11 protein-coding genes are annotated in these 17,054 nt (G+C 73.2%); 4 read left to right on the top strand and 7 right to left on the bottom strand.

Annotation, left to right across the window (positions count from 1 at the left end):
• Positions 1 to 110 precede the first annotated feature (110 nt).
• Positions 111 to 929 carry an SAM-dependent methyltransferase gene (locus AB0J90_RS11365; protein ID WP_363594666.1) on the bottom strand — a complete coding sequence of 273 codons (819 nt, stop codon included), beginning with the start codon at positions 927 to 929 and terminating at the stop codon, positions 111 to 113.
• A 166-nt stretch (positions 930 to 1,095) separates the two neighbouring features.
• Between AB0J90_RS11365 and AB0J90_RS11360 the strand changes: the two genes are divergently transcribed.
• The 4 genes from AB0J90_RS11360 to AB0J90_RS11345 all read left to right on the top strand — a co-directional run bounded on the left by AB0J90_RS11360 (position 1,096) and on the right by AB0J90_RS11345 (position 8,218).
• Positions 1,096 to 4,260, top strand: coding sequence for a BTAD domain-containing putative transcriptional regulator (locus AB0J90_RS11360; protein ID WP_363594664.1), 3,165 nt, complete (start codon positions 1,096 to 1,098; stop codon positions 4,258 to 4,260).
• An 88-nt stretch (positions 4,261 to 4,348) separates the two neighbouring features.
• On the top strand, positions 4,349 to 5,368 hold the full coding sequence (locus AB0J90_RS11355) for an ATP-binding cassette domain-containing protein (RefSeq protein WP_363594662.1): 1,020 nt from the start codon (positions 4,349 to 4,351) through the stop codon (positions 5,366 to 5,368).
• Positions 5,365 to 6,228, top strand: coding sequence for an ABC transporter permease (locus AB0J90_RS11350; RefSeq protein WP_363594660.1), 864 nt, complete (start codon positions 5,365 to 5,367; stop codon positions 6,226 to 6,228). Before AB0J90_RS11355 ends, AB0J90_RS11350 begins: the two co-directional genes overlap by 4 nt.
• A gap of 205 nt (positions 6,229 to 6,433) precedes the next feature.
• Positions 6,434 to 8,218, top strand: a complete 1,785-nt coding sequence (locus AB0J90_RS11345; RefSeq protein ID WP_363594658.1) for a ricin-type beta-trefoil lectin domain protein — start codon at positions 6,434 to 6,436, stop codon at positions 8,216 to 8,218.
• Between the two features lie 10 nt (positions 8,219 to 8,228).
• Here AB0J90_RS11345 and AB0J90_RS11340 read toward each other — a convergent pair whose 3' ends face one another.
• The 6 genes from AB0J90_RS11340 to AB0J90_RS11315 form a co-directional block, all read right to left on the bottom strand.
• Complete coding sequence (locus AB0J90_RS11340) at positions 8,229 to 8,459, bottom strand: zf-HC2 domain-containing protein (RefSeq protein ID WP_363594656.1); 231 nt, start codon at positions 8,457 to 8,459, stop codon at positions 8,229 to 8,231.
• 89 nt (positions 8,460 to 8,548) lie between these two features.
• Entirely contained in the window at positions 8,549 to 9,037 is a 489-nt protein-coding gene (locus tag AB0J90_RS11335; protein ID WP_363594654.1) for a sigma-70 family RNA polymerase sigma factor, read from the bottom strand.
• Between the two features lie 272 nt (positions 9,038 to 9,309).
• Complete coding sequence (locus AB0J90_RS11330) at positions 9,310 to 12,603, bottom strand: right-handed parallel beta-helix repeat-containing protein (protein ID WP_363594652.1); 3,294 nt, start codon at positions 12,601 to 12,603, stop codon at positions 9,310 to 9,312.
• On the bottom strand, positions 12,600 to 15,416 hold the full coding sequence (locus AB0J90_RS11325; RefSeq protein WP_363594650.1) for a hypothetical protein: 2,817 nt from the start codon (positions 15,414 to 15,416) through the stop codon (positions 12,600 to 12,602). Before AB0J90_RS11325 ends, AB0J90_RS11330 begins: the two co-directional genes overlap by 4 nt.
• Before the next feature lie 122 nt (positions 15,417 to 15,538).
• Complete coding sequence (locus AB0J90_RS11320) at positions 15,539 to 16,639, bottom strand: hypothetical protein (protein WP_363594648.1); 1,101 nt, start codon at positions 16,637 to 16,639, stop codon at positions 15,539 to 15,541.
• Positions 16,636 to 17,054: hypothetical protein (locus AB0J90_RS11315; RefSeq protein WP_363594646.1), on the bottom strand; the 419-nt coding region annotated here is incomplete at its 5' end. The genes AB0J90_RS11315 and AB0J90_RS11320, both read right to left, overlap by 4 nt.

Raw genomic sequence — 17,054 nt, 5'->3', positions numbered from 1 at the left:
CGAGGAACGTCAGATATTGACATACTTGTCCCCGATTCAGCGGCATCTGCCCAAGATCGCGTACGCGCCGGCCCGACCCGCCGCCCACCTGCGGCGGCGTGCCCGGCAAGCTACGGCTTGCGACCCACCGCACCGAACTCGTCGACCGGGCGGCGGGGTGTCGGATCGGTCGGATCGGGCCGCCACAGCGGGCACGACACCACACCCGGTTCGACCAACTCCAATCCGTCGAAATACGTGCCGATCTCGTCCGGCGTACGCAGGTGGTACGGCAACGAGCCACTCGCGTTCCATACCGCAATGGCGGCCTCGAATGCCGCACCGTCGACCACGTTCGTGCCGTCGGCGACCACGAGATGGCTGCCGGCGGGCAGCGCGGCCATCAGCCGGCGCACGATCGACCGGGCCTCGTCGAGGTCCGGGACGTGGCCCAGGATGTTCATCAGGATCAGCCCCACCGGCTGGTCGAAGTCCAGGGTCGCCCGCTGCGCCGCGTCCAGGATGCGGTCCGGGTCGTGCAGGCTGGCGTCCACGTACTCGGTCACACCCTGTGGGGTGCCGGCGAGCAACGCGCGGGCGTGCGACAGCACCATCGGATCGTTGTCGACGTAGACGATCCGCGACTGCGGCGCCACCCGCTGGGCGACCTCGTGCGTGTTGTCGACGGTCGGCAACCCGGTGCCGATGTCCAGGAACTGCCGGATGCCCACCTGCCCGGCCAGATATGTCACCGCCCGGGACAGGAACTCCCGCGATCCCCGGGCGATCGGCACGATATCCGGGAACAGATCCTGGAACTGTTCCCCGATCTGCCGGTCCACCGCGAAATTGTCCTTGCCGCCCAGCCAGAAGTTCCAGATCCGGGCCGAATGGGAGACGCTCGGATCGATCTTGGGTGGTTCGACGGTGGAACCAGACGTCTCGGTCACGGGCCGCACTCCTCACACAGGGGCCGACGGAAGACCGCTGCAAAGTAGACGTTGCGGGGGTTTGCCGGCAACTCCGATCAACCGACCGCCCCTGACCTGCACCGCCGCGACCACCGCCGGAGCCGGCCAGACCACCGCGTCTTCCCGGTGGGCGACAATGGGTGCCATGCGGTACGGCATCCTGGGCCCGACCCGGGTACTGCGCGCCGACGGGGAACAGGTCGCCGTCGGCGGCACCCGCCTGCGCGCGCTGCTCACCCTGCTGCTGGTGGACGCGGGCCGGGTGGTGCCCGTACCACGGCTCATCGACGGCCTCTACGGCGAAACCCCGCCGCACGGCGCCGCGAACGCACTCCAGTCACAGATCTCCCGGCTGCGCCAGGCCCTGCCCGGCCCGGACCCGGCGCACCCGCTGGTCGAGTTCCACCAGACCGGCTACCGACTCGCGGTGGACCCCGAACAGGTCGACGCGCACCGGTTCGGCCGGCTCGCCACCGCCGGCCGCCGGGCACTCACCACCGGCGACCGGCCCACCGCCGCCGCCCTGCTCCGGGAGGCACTCGACCTCTGGCGCGGCGCACCGCTGGCCGACATCGCCGACACCCCGGCCGGGCGGGCGCACGCCGCCCGCCTGGACGAACTCCGGCTCGACGCCGTCGAGGACCGGATCGACGCCGAACTCGGACTCCCCGACCGGGCGCCGCCGATCGGGGAACTGCGCGAGCTGGTCACCGCGTACCCGCTGCGGGAACGGCTGCGCGCGCTGCTGATGCGGGCGCTGTACACCGCCGGCCGAACCGCCGAGGCGCTGGCCGCGTACGAGGACGCGCGCCGTACGCTCGCCGACGAACTCGGCGCCGACCCCTCCGCCGAACTGGCCGCGGTGCACCTGTCGGTGCTGCGGGCGGATCGGGACCCGACGCCGGCACCGACCGCCCGGCCGGGCCTGCCCAGCCAGCTCACCAGCTTCGTCGGGCGGGAAGAGGAACTACGCCGGGTCGGGAAGCTGCTCGGCGAGGCCCGACTGGTCACGCTCACCGGTCCCGGCGGCGCCGGCAAGACCCGGTTGGCGATCGAGGCCGCCGGCCGGCAGGAGGGCGAGGTCTGCTTCGTCGAACTGGCCGTGGTGAGCCCCGGCACGAACGTGGCGCAGGCCGTACTCACCGCGCTCGGGCTGCGGGACGCGGGACTGCGGGCCCCGGCCGAGCACCGGCAGGTCACCACCGAACGGCTGGTCGCGGCGCTCGCCGACCGACCACTGCTGCTGGTGCTCGACAACTGCGAACACGTCGTCGCCGAGGCGGCCCGGCTCGCCGCCCGGCTGCTGCACACCTGCCCCCGGCTGCGGATCCTCACCACCAGCCGGGAGCCGCTGCGGCTCACCGGCGAAGCGCTGTGCCCGGTCACCGGGCTCGCGCTGCCACCGCAGCGGAGCACCCCGGCCGACGCCCGCGACTACCCGGCCGTACGCCTCTTCGTCGAACGGGCCGTCGACGTGGCACCCGACTTCGAACTCGGCACCGCCGACGTCGACGCCGTACTGCGCATCTGCCGTACCCTCGACGGGCTGCCGCTGGCCATCGAGCTGGCCGCCGCCCGGCTGCGGACCCTGCCGGTGGCGGACATCGCCGCCCGGCTCGACGACCGGTTCCGGCTGCTGTCGCGCGGCAGCCGCACCGCCCTGCCACGGCACCGCACGCTGCGCGCGGCGGTCGAGTGGAGCTGGGACCTGCTCGACCCGACCGAACGGGTGCTGGCCCGCCGGCTGACCGTGTTCACCGGCGGCGCCACCGTCGGATCCGCCGAGGGCGTCTGCGGGCTGCCCGGCCACGACGTGGTCGAGGTGCTCGCCGGCCTGGTCGACAAGTCCCTGGTCGAGGTGCACGACGGGCGCTACCGGATGCTGGACACGGTGCGCGCGTACGGTGCCGAGCGGCTGGCCGAGGCCGGCGAGGTCGACCCGCTGCACCGGGCACACGCGGCCTACTTCCTGGAACTCGCGGAAACCGCCGACCCGCACCTGCGCCGGTCGGAGCAGTTGGACTGGCTGCGGCGGCTGGACGCCGAGCGGGACAACCTGCACGCCGCGCTGCGCCGTACCACCGGTGCCGCCGATCCCGCCCCCGCGCTCCGGCTGGTCGCGGCCCTGTCCTTCTACTGGTGGGTACGGGGCCTGCGCGGCGAGGCCACGGTGCTGGCCGAGGAAGTGCTCCGGACGGTCGGCCCCGAGCCACCGCGGGGACTCGAAGAGGAGCACACGCTCTGCCTGCTGAACGCCGCGCTGGGCGGGTTCACCCGGCAACAGCCGCCGACCGGCACGAACGCGGCGGAGTGGGTGCTGCGTACCCTGGGTCGGCCGCCGCGCCAGCCTTTCCTGCTCTTCCTGTCCGCGATGGCGTCCGGGCCACCGGCGGACAGCACCGAGGCGATGCTCGCGATGATCGACGAGGGCGGGCTGCTCGGCTCGGACCCGTGGGCACGCGCGCTGACTTCGATCGGCCTGGGCCTGACCTGGCTGTTCGGCGGACAGGCCGAGCCGGCCGAGGCCGCACTGGCGCGGGGGCTGGCGGGACTGCGTGCGATCGGTGACCGGTGGGGCACCGTGCTGGCGCTCGCCACGACGGCCGAACTGACCGCCGCGCGCGGCGATCACGCGTCGTCCCTGGTGTCGCTGGCCGAGGCGCTGCCGCTGGCCGAACAACTCGGTTCGACCGTGGACATCTCGGATCTGCTGCGCACCCGCGGCAACGTACGGATCCAGGCCGACGACCTGGTGGGCGCGCACACCGATTTTGTCCGGGCCGGGCGGCTCGCCCGGCAGGCGGGGGCGCTCGAACTCGCCGCCGCGTCCCGGCTCGGTCTCGGCGAGATCGCCCGTCGCCGCGGTGACCTCGACCAGGCCCGCGAGCTGTGCGAGGCCGCGCTGGCGGAGTGCCCGCAGGGCTGGTTCGCCGCCGCCGGCACCCGGTTGGACCTGCTGGTGATGCTCGGACGGATAGCCGAGGTGACCGACGGTGTCGGCGCGGCACGCGATTTCTACGCGCAGGCGTTGACCAGCACGCTCGTACTCGACAGCCTGCCGCCGCTGGGCGAGGCGGTCGATGGCCTGGTCCGGCTCGACCTGGGCGGCACCGACCCGACCCGGGCCGCGCTGCTGCTCGGCGCGGTCGACCGGGTGCTGCGCGACGTCACGGTCGCCGGGGCCGCCGAACTCACCCGGATCGCCGACCGTACGAGAGCCGCGCTCGGCGACGACGCGTACGAACCGGCCTTCGTCCGGGGTACGGCACTCGGCCGCGACGAGGCGCTGCGGGTGCTCGCCGGCCACTGACGCACCTGCGGCGGCCCCGTCAGTGACCGGTGCGGGCCCGTCAGTCGCCGGTGCGTGCGCGGTCAGCGCGGCGCCGCAGGCTCGGGTCATGACAACCACACGACCAGCGGTCCTGACCGAGGGGCTGCGCAAACGGTACGGACCCAACTGGGCGCTCGACGGCTTCGACCTGGCCGTGCCGGCCGGGACGGTGTACGGCCTGCTCGGGCCGAACGGCGCCGGCAAGACCACGGCGGTACGGATCCTCGCCACCCTGCTCAGCTTCGACGCCGGCCGGGCGGAGGTGGCCGGGCTCGACGTCACCCGCCAGGCAGCGCGGGTACGGGGCCGGATCGGGCTCACCGGGCAGTACGCCGCCATCGACGAGATCCTCAGCGGGCGGCAGAACCTGACCCTGTTCGGCCGGCTGCACCACCTCGCCCCGCGCGCGGCCCGCCGTCGCGCCGACGAGTTGCTGGAACAGTTCGGTCTCGCCGACGCGGCCGGCCGGTCGGCGGGTGAATACTCCGGTGGGATGCGCCGCCGGCTCGACCTCGCCGCCAGCCTGATCAGGACACCGGAGGTGCTGTTCCTCGACGAGCCGACCACCGGTCTGGACCCGCGCAGCCGCAACCGCCTCTGGGACGCCGTACGGGACCTGGTCCGGGACGGGACGACGGTGCTGCTGACGACCCAGTACCTGGAGGAGGCGGACCAGTTGGCGGACCGGATCTCCGTGGTCGACTCCGGTCGGGTGGTCGCCGAGGGCACCCCGAACGAGCTGAAGTCGAAGATCGGCGGTGACCGGGTCGAGGTGGTGCTGCACGACGTGGCCGAGCTGGACGTCGCGGCCGGCATCGTCGAGCGGGTCTGCGCCACGACCCCGGACCGCGACCCGGAGACCCGCCGGCTCAGCGCCCCGGTGACCGACCGGGTCGCCGCGCTCGCCGAGGTGATGCGGGCACTGGTCGACGCGGGCATCTCGGTCGAGGACATCGGGCTACGGCGACCCACGCTCGACGAGGCGTTCCTGCACCTCACCGGCGGTTCCAGGAGCACGGCGACCGACGGCTCCACCGGCCCCTCGACCAGGGCTTCCACCAGCGGAAACGAGGCTGAGCGGCGATGAACACCATGGTGGACTCCCGTACCGGCGCACCGGTCGCGACCGGCGCGGAGCCAGCACCGACCGCGGCGACACGACTGCGCTGGGCGGTCTCCGACGCCCGCGCCATGACCGGGCGCTACATGACGCACGTGGTCCGGGCACCGGAGGAACTCATCCTCTACTTCTCCCTCCCGATCATGTTCGTGCTGGTCTTCGGCTACGTCTTCGGCAGCGGCATGGCGGTACCGGGCGGCGGTGGCTACCGGGAGTTCCTGCTGCCCGGCGTCTTCGTGATGACCATGCTGTACGGCCTCGGCGCGACCGCCACCGGCATCGCCACCGACGTCAACAAGGGTGTGGTGGACCGGTTCCGGTCGATGCCGGTGAGCCGGTCCGCGCTGCTGACCGGCCGGAGCGTGGCCGACCTGCTGCGTGCCCTGCTGGAGATGTCCACCCTGGTCGTCTGCGGGCTGCTGGTCGGCTGGCAGTGGCGCGACGGGTGGGCCGACGCGCTGCTCGCGGTGGCGCTCATCCTGCTGCTCCGGGTCGCGCTCACCTGGCTGGGTATCTACCTCGGCCTGGTGGTGCCCAACCCGGAGACCGTGTCGGTGATCGTGTTCCCGCTGGCCTTCCCGCTCACCGCACTCTCCAACGTCTTCGTGGCACCGGAGCTGATGCCGGACTGGCTCGGCGCGATCTCGATCTGGAACCCGCTCTCGTCCACGGTCGCGGCGGCCCGTGAGCTGTTCGGCAATCCCGGCCTCGGTGGGGACTCGTTCGTCGCCCGGCATCCGGTGCTGCTGGCCGTCGCCTGGCCGCTGCTGCTCATCGCGGTCTTCGCCCCGCTGGCGGTCCGCCGCTACCGGCGCCTGAGCCGCTGACGGTCCGTCGCCACCGGCTCCTGAGTCGTGATCGGTCCGTCGCCACCGGCTCCTGAGTCGTGATCGGTCCGTCGCCACCGGCTCCTGAGTCGTGATCGGTCCGTCGCGTCACGGCGGCGGCTGAGCCGGAGCCCGGCAACGGTGAACCGGCGGCGGGTCCGGGCCGTTGTGGGGGGCGGGTCCGGGTGAGGTGAGGGAGGTGCCCGTGCGGGCAACGGCTGGTGGCGAAGCCGTACGACGCCTCGGCGGCCGGGCCGTGGCCGCCGTCCGTCGGTGGACCGGGACGCTTCGGCTGCCCGTACGGCACCTGCGGCTCGGTCTGCGGTTGCGCCGGGCGGTGGCGATCACCGCCGTACTGGGGCTGGTCGGGGTGTGCGCGGTGGCGGCCGGCTCCGGTTTCGGTGACGCTACCGCGCAGGAGGCCGGTCGTGCGGCCAGCCCGGTTCCCGTGGCGCAGGTGTCGACGATCGCGGCCGCCGCCCTGTCCTGCCCGGCGCTGAGCCCGGCGAAGGTGGCGGCGCAGTTGATGGCGGCCTCGGGCTTCGAGGTGAACCTGCGTGCGAACTCCTCGGGCGGGTCCGGCATCGCGGCACTGACCGACAGCGCCTGGCAGTCCTGGGCGCCGTGGCCGCGGGCACCCCGGCTGGACATCGGCGCCAACATCTTCGCCCTCGCCCATCACATGTGTGACCTGGTCGGACAGGTACGCCGGACCGGTGTCGACGGGGACCCGTGGCGGCTGGCGCTGGCCGCGTACCGGTCGGGGTTGCCGGCGGTACGGACGGCGGGCGGGGTGCCGGCGGCGGCGCGCGGGTACGTCGACACCGTGGCCGCGTACGCGACCTGGTACGAGCGGCAGCCGGACCTCACCTCCGGCAGCCCGAGCCCCACCCCGCGCGCCGTCGGGGCAGTGCCCACCGCGGGCACCGCTCCGATCCCGGTGCCGGACGCCTATCTACCGCTGGTGCTGGCCGCCGGTCAGGTCTGCGGCACCGTCACCCCGGCCCGGGTCGCGGGCCAACTGATGGCGTCCTCCGGTTTCAACCCGAACCTGCTCAGCGCCGGTGGCGGCCAGGGGATCGCCCAGTTCCTGCCGCAGACCTGGGCCCGGTACGCGCCCCCGACCGCCTCCCCGTGGGACCCCCAGACGGCGATCCCGGCGCTCGGTCAGGCGATGTGCGTGCTCACCCGCGAGTTGTCCGGGATCGGGCCGGACCCGTACCCGATGGCGCTCGCCGCGTACCACTGGGGCAGCGCCGTGGTCCAGCAGGCCGGCGGCCTGCCCGACTCACCGGGCCTGCGGGAACACACCGCGATGGTGCTCGCCTACGCTGACCACTACGCCCACGATCCACGGCTGGGCGGCCCGCCCGCCGGAGCCCCGTTGCCGCACCCCGGCAGCCCGGCGGTGCCACCACCGGTCGGATCCGCGCCGCCGCAGGCCCTACCGCCGGCCGGAGCCGCGGCACCCCCGGCCGTACCACCGGCCGTACCACCGGCCGCACCCCCGGTGGCGCCACCGGTCGCGGCCGCGCCACCCCCGGCAGCGCCACCTGCGCCGAAGCCGCCGGCGGACCCGCCCAAGGCCAACCCGACGACGACCAAGCCGGCACCGTCCGGCGTCACGATCCACGGGTACGTCGACAAGTGCATCGACGCGCCTGGCTCGGCGGACGGAACACCGCTGCGGCTCTGGTCGTGCAACGGCTCGGCGAACCAGCGGTGGACGTTCGCGAGCGACGGCAGTGTCCGGGCGTTCGGCAAATGCATGGACGCGGCATGGGCCTCGACGGCCGACGGCACCACCGTCCAGCTCGCGGTCTGCAACGGCGGCCCAGCGCAGCGGTTCACCCTCAACGGCGCCCACGACCTGGTCAACAAGCTGGCCGACAAGTGTGTCGACGTACGGGACTGGAACACCGCCAACGGTGCCCGGTTGCAGCTCTGGCAGTGCAGTGGTGACGCCAACCAGAAGTGGTGGCGCGGCTGACCGGCCCGGTTCACCCGGTCGGGAAACCGCCCCTCGGTTCGTCCCGGTCGACGACCTCGTCGGCGTCGAGCTGCCCCAGCGCGGTGACCATCGGCCCGAGCCGGTCGCACTCGTCCTGGCAGGAGGCGCAGCCGGCGAGATGCCGCTCGAAGGCGGCCTCGGCGTCGGCGTCCAGCGCGCCGAGGAGGTAGAGCCCGGCCGGGTGGTTCGGGTCCGGGTGCTCGCGGTCGAGGTCGGTCATGGATCCGCCGGATCTGCTCGGGTGGAGGGCACCGCTCGGTGCTGTCACCCCAAGGTTAGGACCCGACCCGGCCGACCACCGTGGCACGGTCAGTCGGCGTTCGTCGACCCGACGGCGGCACGCAGCGCCCGCAGGCCGTAGTGGGCGCGCGACTTCACCGTGCCCTCCGGGATACCGAGCCGGGCGGCGACCTCACCGGTCGACAGGCCACGGAAGTACAGGTCGATGAGGACCGTACGGTGCTCCGGCTTCAGCTTGGGCAGCGCCTCGCGTACGGTGTGCGCGGCGACCACCCCCTCCATCGCGTCGTTGGTCGCCGGCAGCCGTGACATGTCCACGACCCCCACCTCGGTCGGCCGGGCCTGTCGGGCGCGAGCGGCGTCGATGGCGATCCGCCGCGCCACGGTGAACAACCACCGACGCTGGGACTCCTGATCCGCGGCGAGTACGTCGATGCTCCGCCAGGCGCGCACCATGGTCTCCTGGAGCAGGTCCTCGGCCAGGTGCCGGGCGCCCAGCGTCAGCCGCAACAGGAATCGGAACAGCGGATCGGCGTGCGTCTCGTACAGGACCGCCATCCGGGCGTCGGTGACACGTCGGTCCGGTCGCGAGGGTTCGGCGATGTCCCGACCGGTCGGGGACGACACCGCCGTGCCCGCCTCATTGCACACCGCAACCACCGAGTTGCCTCCCAACGCCACCGCCGTCGGGCGGAGCGCCCGGCGACTGCCGCCACGTTGCGTTGCCCGGTCTGACCGACGGTGGAGGTAAGGAGACACATGAATGTCTTGGAGATGAATGTTGGTGTGTGGCAAGGCTTTTCTGACTGTCGTTCGTGGCCGTTCAGGTATCAGACATCGGCACCCACCGCTGGCGATACGTCCGAGACGCGCAGAATTCGCAGGTCGTCCACACTGGGCGATGCCACCGAGCGGAGCCGTCCCGCCTGCCGGGTCACCGCCTCGTCGAGCAGTTGCCGGGCGTACCGGCCGTTGCCGAACGAGCGGCCGGTCGGCACCCGCTCGAAATGGGCCCGCAGCGCCACCAGGGTGTCGCCCGGACACTCGTAGCCGCTCGCCCGCGCCAGCCCTTCGAAGATCGCCACCAGTTCGTCGGCCTGGTAGTGGACAAAGTGGATGTGCCGGGTGAACCGCGACTGCAGACCGGCGTTCGCCGCCAGGAACGCGGCCATTTCCTGGTCGTAACCGGCGGCGATCACCACCACCTCGTCCCGGTGGTCCTCCATCAACTTGACCAGCGTGTCGATCGCCTCCCGACCGAAGTCGTTGCGACTGTCGGCCGGGGCGAGCGTGTACGCCTCGTCGATGAAAAGCACCCCGCCACGCGCCCGGTCGAACGCCTCCCGCGTACGGTGCGCGGTGTGGCCGACGTACTCGCCGACCAGGTCGGCGCGGGCCACCTCGACCAACTGCCCGCCGCTGAGCACACCCAGTGCGGTCAGCAGCCGCCCGTAGAGGCGGGCCACGGTGGTCTTGCCGGTTCCGGGCGGGCCGGAGAAGACGAGGTGCCGGGAAACCGGCGGGACCGGCAGACCCGCCCGTACCCGGGCCCGTACGTTCGCCAGCAGGTCGATCAGGTCCGACACCTCACGCTTCACCCCGGCCAGCCCGATCATGTTGTTGAGCTGGGACAGCAGCGCGTCCACCTCGGCCGCGCGGGGCGCACCGGCGCTCACCGCCGAGGCGGCCGCGGCACCGAGGTCCTGCGGCAGCAGCTGGGCCAGCTCGACGCCGGAGGACGCCCCCGCCTCGGACAGCCGGTACGCCTGCCGCCCGATCATCTCCTCGAACACCCGCCGGGCGACCCGGGCGTTGCCGAACGACTCGGTCCGCGGCATCGTGTCGAACAACTGGGCGAGGGCCAGCCGGGTGTCGTATTCCAACGCGTAGTGGTGGGTGCTGCACAGCCGCTCGACGATCGTCACCAACTCGTCCGTGGTGTAGCTGTCGAACTCCACCGTCCGCGAGAACCGCGACGCCAGGCCGGGGTTCGACGCCAGGAACGTACGCATCTGCGGCGAGTAGCCGGCCACCACCACGACCACCTCGTCCCGGTGGTCCTCCATCAACTTGACCAGCGTGTCGATCGCCTCCCGACCGAAGTCGTGGCCCGACCCGCCCTCCACCGGTGCGAGCGCGTACGCCTCGTCGAGGAAGAGCACCCCACCGATCGCCTCGGTGAACTTCTGCGTCGTCTTCACCGCGGTCCCGCCGATGTGCTCGGCCACCAGGTCGGCCCGTGCGACCTCGACGAGTTGCCCGCCGGGCAGCACACCCAGCGCGGCCAGGATCTGCCCGTAGAGTCGGGCCACCGTGGTCTTGCCCGTGCCGGGCGCACCGGCGAAGACCAGGTGCCGCGACATCGGCGGCATCGGCAGCCCGGCGGCGCTGCGGCGGGCGCTGATCCGGTGCAGACCGACCAGGGTGGCGACCTCCTGTTTGACCCCGGCGAGCCCGACCAGGGCGTGCAGCTGGGCCAGCAACGGCGTGACCGGGTCCTCGGCGGCACGCTCCGCCGGCACCGGGTCCCCGGCCGGCTCGGCCGACTCCGGTCGCTGCGGTTCGTCCTCGCCGACGCGGGCCGGCTCCGGCGAGCCGTTCGGCACGCCCCGGCGTACCTGCTGGACGCCGTTGTTACGAACGGTCGTCTCGGTCATCGACACCGGTTCGGTCGTGTCCAACCACACCCCGTCGGCGGCGTTGTCGAAAATGTCGCAGCGGTCCAGCCGCCCCCGCGACCGGGCGGCGAACCGGATCCCGGCGCCGCCGCTGTGGTGCACCCGGGTGTCCCGGAGGGTGACTTCGGCGCTCGCCTCGACGGTCACCCCCGCCTCCTGCGCCTCGCCCACGTCGGAGGAGGTCAGGGTGGCGGTGCCACCGGACGCGACGAGCAGCCCGACCCGGCCGCCGCGCAGGTTCGAGTCCTCGATCGCCAGCGTCGCTTCGGCGCCGACCCGGATCGCCGCCTCGGCGCAGTCGGTCACCCCGAGCCGGCGTACGGTGCCCCGGCCGCCGTCGACGGACTCCAGCCCGTACCCGGTGGCGCCCTTGATGGTCAGACCGGCCAGCAGCGGGTCGGCGCCGGCCCGGATCAGGACTCCGGTCGTGCCGCCCTCCATCGTGGTACCGGTCACCTCGCCGGTCACCGATCCGTCGAACAGCATTGCGACGCCGTCGCCGCCGACGATCCGGCCCCCCTCGATCCGAGGCGCGGCCGTACCGGTGAGCGCTACCGCGGCTGCGGTCGTCTCCGCGAACTCGCACCCGTCGAGCAGACCGGCCGCGGCCTCGAGCAGGTAGGCGCCGTGGCCGCCGGTGCCGGTCACCCGACAGCGGTGCAGTTGCGGGGTGGCTCGACCGGACCAGACCAGTCCGTGTCCGCCGATGCCACGGAACTCGCAGTCCTGCAGGACCGGGCTGCCGTCGGTGGCGACCAGCCCGGATCCGGGGGTGTCCCGCACGACGGTGTCCACGACCTGGATCGCGCCGTCCTCCTCGACCGCCACCGCCGGGCCGTCGACCGCGCTGATCTCGCAACCGCGTACGGTGCCCCGGCCGCCTCGGGTGGAGAGCACCCCGGCGCCACGGACCTCGGAGACGGTGCAGCCCAGGAACTCCGGATCGGCGCCAGCGGCGATGACGATCGCCGCACCGCCGATGTCGCTGATCGCGGTGTTGCCGATCGTCCCGCCGCCCTGCTGCTCGACCAGGAACCCGGCGCCGGTCGGGTTGGTCACCGCGCAGTCGTCCAGCTCCAGCCGCCCGGCCACCGCGTGCACGGCCACGATCCCGTCGGCGCGTACGTCGCAGCCGGTCATCCGTAGCGTGCCGCCGCCGAGTTGCACCGCCGGGAACCGGTCGCTGCCGCCGCTGAGCGCCAGGCCGCGCAGGGTGGCCGAGCCGCCCCCCACGAACACCGCCACGCCGCCGTCGGCCTGGACGGTGACGGTGCCCCGGCCGTCCTCGGCGACCAGGGTCACGTCGCCGGTGAGCCGCAACTGCTCCCGGTAGGTCCCCGGCTGCACCACGATGGTGGCGCCCGGCGCGGCCGCCGCCAACGCGTCCGAGATCCTGGACGGGCAGGTGGGGTCGTGCTGGGAAACCGACAGCATGTCCTGGCTCACGTGCGGTTACCTCCACTGTTCCCGGCCGGTGACTGCGGTTCGGCAGCGCCGGACGGTACGAGCTGCGACGGAATGGCATAGGCGCGCCCCGACTGGTCGAGCCCCGGGGCGTACTCCAGGCGGCGGGACGGTTTGGCCGAGGTGGCGGGCGTGTGCGCGGCGCGCAGCCGCTCGAGCAGCCGTTCCACGCCCCGGTCGCCGCGTACGCCCTGGCCGGCGAGATCCCGCAGCAGCACCCGGATCGGCTCCTGCTCGTCGTCCGGACGGTCGACCGCGAGGACCGCGAACCGGCTCCCGGGTGGGAAGAGAGCCGCGGCCGTGTCGCCAGGGCTGATCCGGTCGAGTCGACGTGCGCTGGCGGACCAGATGACGAACTGGACGGTCGCCTCGGGCGCGGGGCCGGCGGCGAGGTCGACGTCGAGGAAGGCCGGTTCGACGACGTCCAGCCCCGGCCGGTAGCCGGCCAGTGCCGGCGGCGGCACCAGGGCCGACGCGTAGACGGGCCCGAGCACGGTGGGCAGCCGGCGCAGCCCGTGCACGGCGCCGCGCGCCAGCAGTCGGGCCCGCTCCCCCGACCCGCTGCCGGAAGCCCCGGCGTCGTCCGCGACGGGACCGCCGGTACGCAACTCCCGGTTCACCGCCTCCCGCTCGCCGTCGTGGTACGCCCGCAGTGCGACCAGCCCGGCGATCATCTCGGTGGACGCGCCGGCGGCACGCATCCCCGGCTCCTCGGCCAGGGTCCGGGTGATCACCCGTACGTGTGCGTCGTACCGCCCGTTGAGGGCGTCGCGCAGACGGCCCCGGTCCGCCGGGTCCCAGTCCTGCTCGACGAGCCAGAACGGGGCCGGGGTGGACGCCGCCGGTCGGATCTCGGGGCTGGGCGGTGGCGGTGCCACCGGCGTCGCCGTCGCCGGGACCGTGGGCTGCGCGGTGCCGATGCCGGCGTGGTCGGCGATGGGCTCGATCGCCGCCATCGCAGGTGCGGACGGCCCGCCTACGGCTTCTGCCACGGCGACCGGGTCCGCCGCAATCCCCGCAACCGCCGGCTGCGGCTGGTCGGCGCCGTAGGGTGCGGAAGGCTCGTAGCCGATCGGCGCATCGAGTTGCACCGGAGTTCCCGGGTCGAGCAGCGCCGGGCTTCCCGGATCACCGAAGCCCGCGCCGACGGTAGGCGGTGTCGGCGCAGCGACCGGATCTGGTACGGGTCGACTGCGCGCCGCCGCCTGCGTCTCCGACCGGGCGACCCCGGTGTACGCGACCGGTCCGGCCGGCGATGCCAGCGCGACGGTCGGATGCGGAGCCTGCGACGCCGTCGCGGTGTCGGGCACCGGGGCCACCGGAATCGGCCCCGGTGGCTGCGACATCCGCTGCCCCTCCAGTGCCGGCGGGGTGTGACGCCAGCGGGCCAGGTCCAGCAGGGCCACCGATTCGACCGGTACCGGCTCGACCGCGTGCGCAGCCGACTCCGCAACGGCAGCCGTCTCGGATCCGCCCGGCTCGGTCACGGCCGCTCCGACCACTTCGGGTGAACCCGGCCCGGACACACCGGGTACGGGCGCCCCGGACACCTCGGTCGCCGACGGTGCCGGCAGGGCTGCCGTCGAGCTGACCGGACGACGCCGCATGCCGGCCGGCACGGGGAGAACGCGTCCGACCACCCGGTGGCGTGAGCCTGCGGCTGGTGTGGCGCCTCTCGGTGCCCACCGACGGAACTGGCCCTCTGTGACGAGCAATCCGTGCGCGGTCACCGACACGGCCGCGTCGGCGACGTACACGGGGCCGCCGAGCGCATCCGCGAGCCCGCCGAAGAGCAGGTCGGCGGCCGGACCGCCGGGGAAGGTGCCCGAGCTGAGCAGGATCACCGGACGGCCCGACCCATGCTTGGCTGCCACGATCAACTTCGCCAGGCCGGCGGACGGTACGGGACGATCGGCCACCCGGAACCCGGTCGCACCGATCTCGACCTCCACCAGGAAGCCCGCCGCCAGCGGCATGGCGACCGTCGGCGCATCTTCGGCCAGGAACGACCAACCCGCCGGGGTGGACCGTCCGGGAATCCCCTGGTCCGAAATGGCCACCGTGACCGGTGGGCGGCTGTCGACAGCGGGTGCCGGGGTGGCCTCGGCTGGCGGAACCGACGCGGACGGGCCGGGCAGCGACGCGGACGGGCCGGGTCGGCGCCGGCTGCTGCCGCCGTACGGCAGATAGCGCAGTGTGGACGAGCCCGCCAGGTGGCCGATGCCGGGACGTCGGAGCACCGAGGCGTCGGCAGTCGCCGCAGCCCGACGAAACGCCTCCCCGCTCACGGTCGGGGCCGTGCCGGAGCCTGTGGCGATGGGAGGCTGTGCCGGTGGTCCCGGCGGCCATTCCGGCTGCGGGAGGGGTGTCCCACCCGGCGCGCAGCTGAGCCACTTTCGCCCACCGGTGAGCGTTGCAGGCTGCCCGTCCTCGTCGACCGTGCACGGATCCAACGGCAGGATGATCTCCTGTCCGATCCGGTCCGCGAGGTCGCGGACCAGATGGTCCACCGCCACCGCCTCGGCGTACGTGCCGAGGCAGAGCAGCCGGATCCCGGCGGCGCTTCCGCCGAGGTGCTCGCCGAGGATCTCGGGCAGGACGGTGAACAGACCAGGAAGCGCGGTCACCGCCGGTGCGGTGAGCACGGTGACCCGGTCAGGCTCGACCGGCAGCGCGGCGGTGAGCCGGATCAGCGTCGCCGGGTCGTCGGCAGCGGTACGCAGCAGTAGCGCGTCACCGACGAGTTCGGCGATCACCGACCCGACGGCCGGGGCCGTGGCGCGCTCTGAGGTCACCGGACCGCCCCTTCCCCGCATGGCCCTGGTCCGACCGGCCGTTCAGGGCGGATGGCGCTGTTCACTGTCCGGTCGCCTGCACTACGCACGCCACGCCGATCCGGTTCACGATGATCGAGGGGTCATCCGGTCACCAGTCCGACCGGGCTCGCCTCCTGTGCGGCAACCGGTGCCTGTACGGCTGCCAGCGCCCGATGCAGGCTCAACACGTCGACCTCGGGTACGGCGTACCGGCCGCCGCGGATGTGGGCGGTGAAGTCGGCCTCCGGTGCCAGCCCGTGCTGGTCCAGGTAGTACGCGACAGCGTCGCTCCACACCCAGGTCCCGTCGGTACGGAAGCTCATCGGCACCGAGGCGCCCCGAGCCGGGTCCACCACGTCGTCGAACAGGGTCGTGGTGATCACGAGCGGCACCCCGTGCGCCAGGTAACGCAGGACGCGGTCCCGCTCGTCGGCGTCGAGCGGGTCGTCAGCCGCCGGGGCACGGTCGGCCGTACCGGAATCGAGTGGGTCGAACAGCCGGGCGATCCGGACCTCGGGCTGTGGCTCGGCGGTCCAGAGCAGCGCGGCGAAGCCGAGCGCGGTGCGCTGGAACATCGGCAGCGTGTCCGCGTCGCTGAAGACCGTGACGAGGGGATCGACCTCACCCGCGTCGGCCAGGACACGCTGGAGACGGGCGGTGATGCCGGGCAGGTTCTCCCCGCCGGTCGGGTCGGCCGCGTACACCAGGTACATCCGTTTGGCCGGCGGCCACTGGGTGTCCAGTGCCGGGTAGCGCCAGCAGCGCCACAGCGCCAGTAAGCCGCTCTCCTCGCCGATCGCGCCGGTCAGGGCCGTGTCGACCCCGTCAGGACCCGCCGGGCCACCGTCCGACCGGGTCAGATCGACGTTGTACGGAATCAGCTCGCCGTGGTCGGCCAGCACCTCCGGGCCGACCGGTGCGAGTCCGTACAGCGGCATCACCTCGGCGGTGGCGGTCTCGATTTCCGCCAGCGGGTCGGTGTCGCCACCGATCTCGCCGAGGGTCTCCCGGAGTAGGGCGATGTCCGCCGGGTCGAGTGCGACGCGACCGGTCATGGCGGTGAAGACCACCGCCTGGGCGACGTCGACCAGCATCCCCGCCGCCAACCAGGTACGGGCCTCGGCGACCAGTTCGTCGGGCAACGTGCTGTCGACCCGCAGCAACAGGTGGTGGAACGCGGCCAGCCGGCTGCTCTGACTCATGACTGCTCTCCGTGAAGTTCGGTGGGTTGGTGGGTGACGCCGTGAGCTGCCGCGATCCGGATGGCGAGTTGGGCGGCGTACTCCTCGCCCAGGCCACCGTTGAGCGCGGCGGTGACCCGGTCGCGCAGTTCGGCCATGAGCGCCGGCCGCCCGGGAAGTGGTCCGGCGTACGGACGGATGATCGCATCGGTGAGTCGGGCGACCCCGACGGCCAGTCCCCCGGTCGCCGGCAGGTGGCGGGTCGGCGCCGCCTCGGGGACCTGGGGAACCGGCTCGGGTGCCGGCGGTGCGGCCGGTTCGGCATGCTTCAGGAGTACGGGATGGACCTCGACCCCGAACCTCTCACTCAACCGGCGGGCGACGTTGTCCAACCAACGAGCGATCTCCACCGGATCCAAATCCGGGCGAACCTTGT

Origin of the sequence: Micromonospora sp. NPDC049523 (assembly GCF_040676775.1) — a bacterium.
Lineage (GTDB): Bacteria > Actinomycetota > Actinomycetes > Mycobacteriales > Micromonosporaceae > Micromonospora_G.
The sequence above is the reverse complement of the archived record's forward strand: the minus strand, read 5'-3'. Positions and strand labels throughout refer to the sequence as shown.

Coding starts and splice junctions, on each gene's coding strand:
- AB0J90_RS11360 (WP_363594664.1), top strand. CDS start 1,096: ATGCGGTACGGCATCCTGGGCCCGACCCGGGTACTGCGCGCCGACGGG.
- AB0J90_RS11355 (WP_363594662.1), top strand. CDS start 4,349: ATGACAACCACACGACCAGCGGTCCTGACCGAGGGGCTGCGCAAACGG.
- AB0J90_RS11350 (WP_363594660.1), top strand. CDS start 5,365: ATGAACACCATGGTGGACTCCCGTACCGGCGCACCGGTCGCGACCGGC.
- AB0J90_RS11340 (WP_363594656.1), bottom strand. CDS start 8,459: ATGACCGACCTCGACCGCGAGCACCCGGACCCGAACCACCCGGCCGGG.
- AB0J90_RS11335 (WP_363594654.1), bottom strand. CDS start 9,037: ATGGCGGTCCTGTACGAGACGCACGCCGATCCGCTGTTCCGATTCCTG.
- AB0J90_RS11320 (WP_363594648.1), bottom strand. CDS start 16,639: ATGAGTCAGAGCAGCCGGCTGGCCGCGTTCCACCACCTGTTGCTGCGG.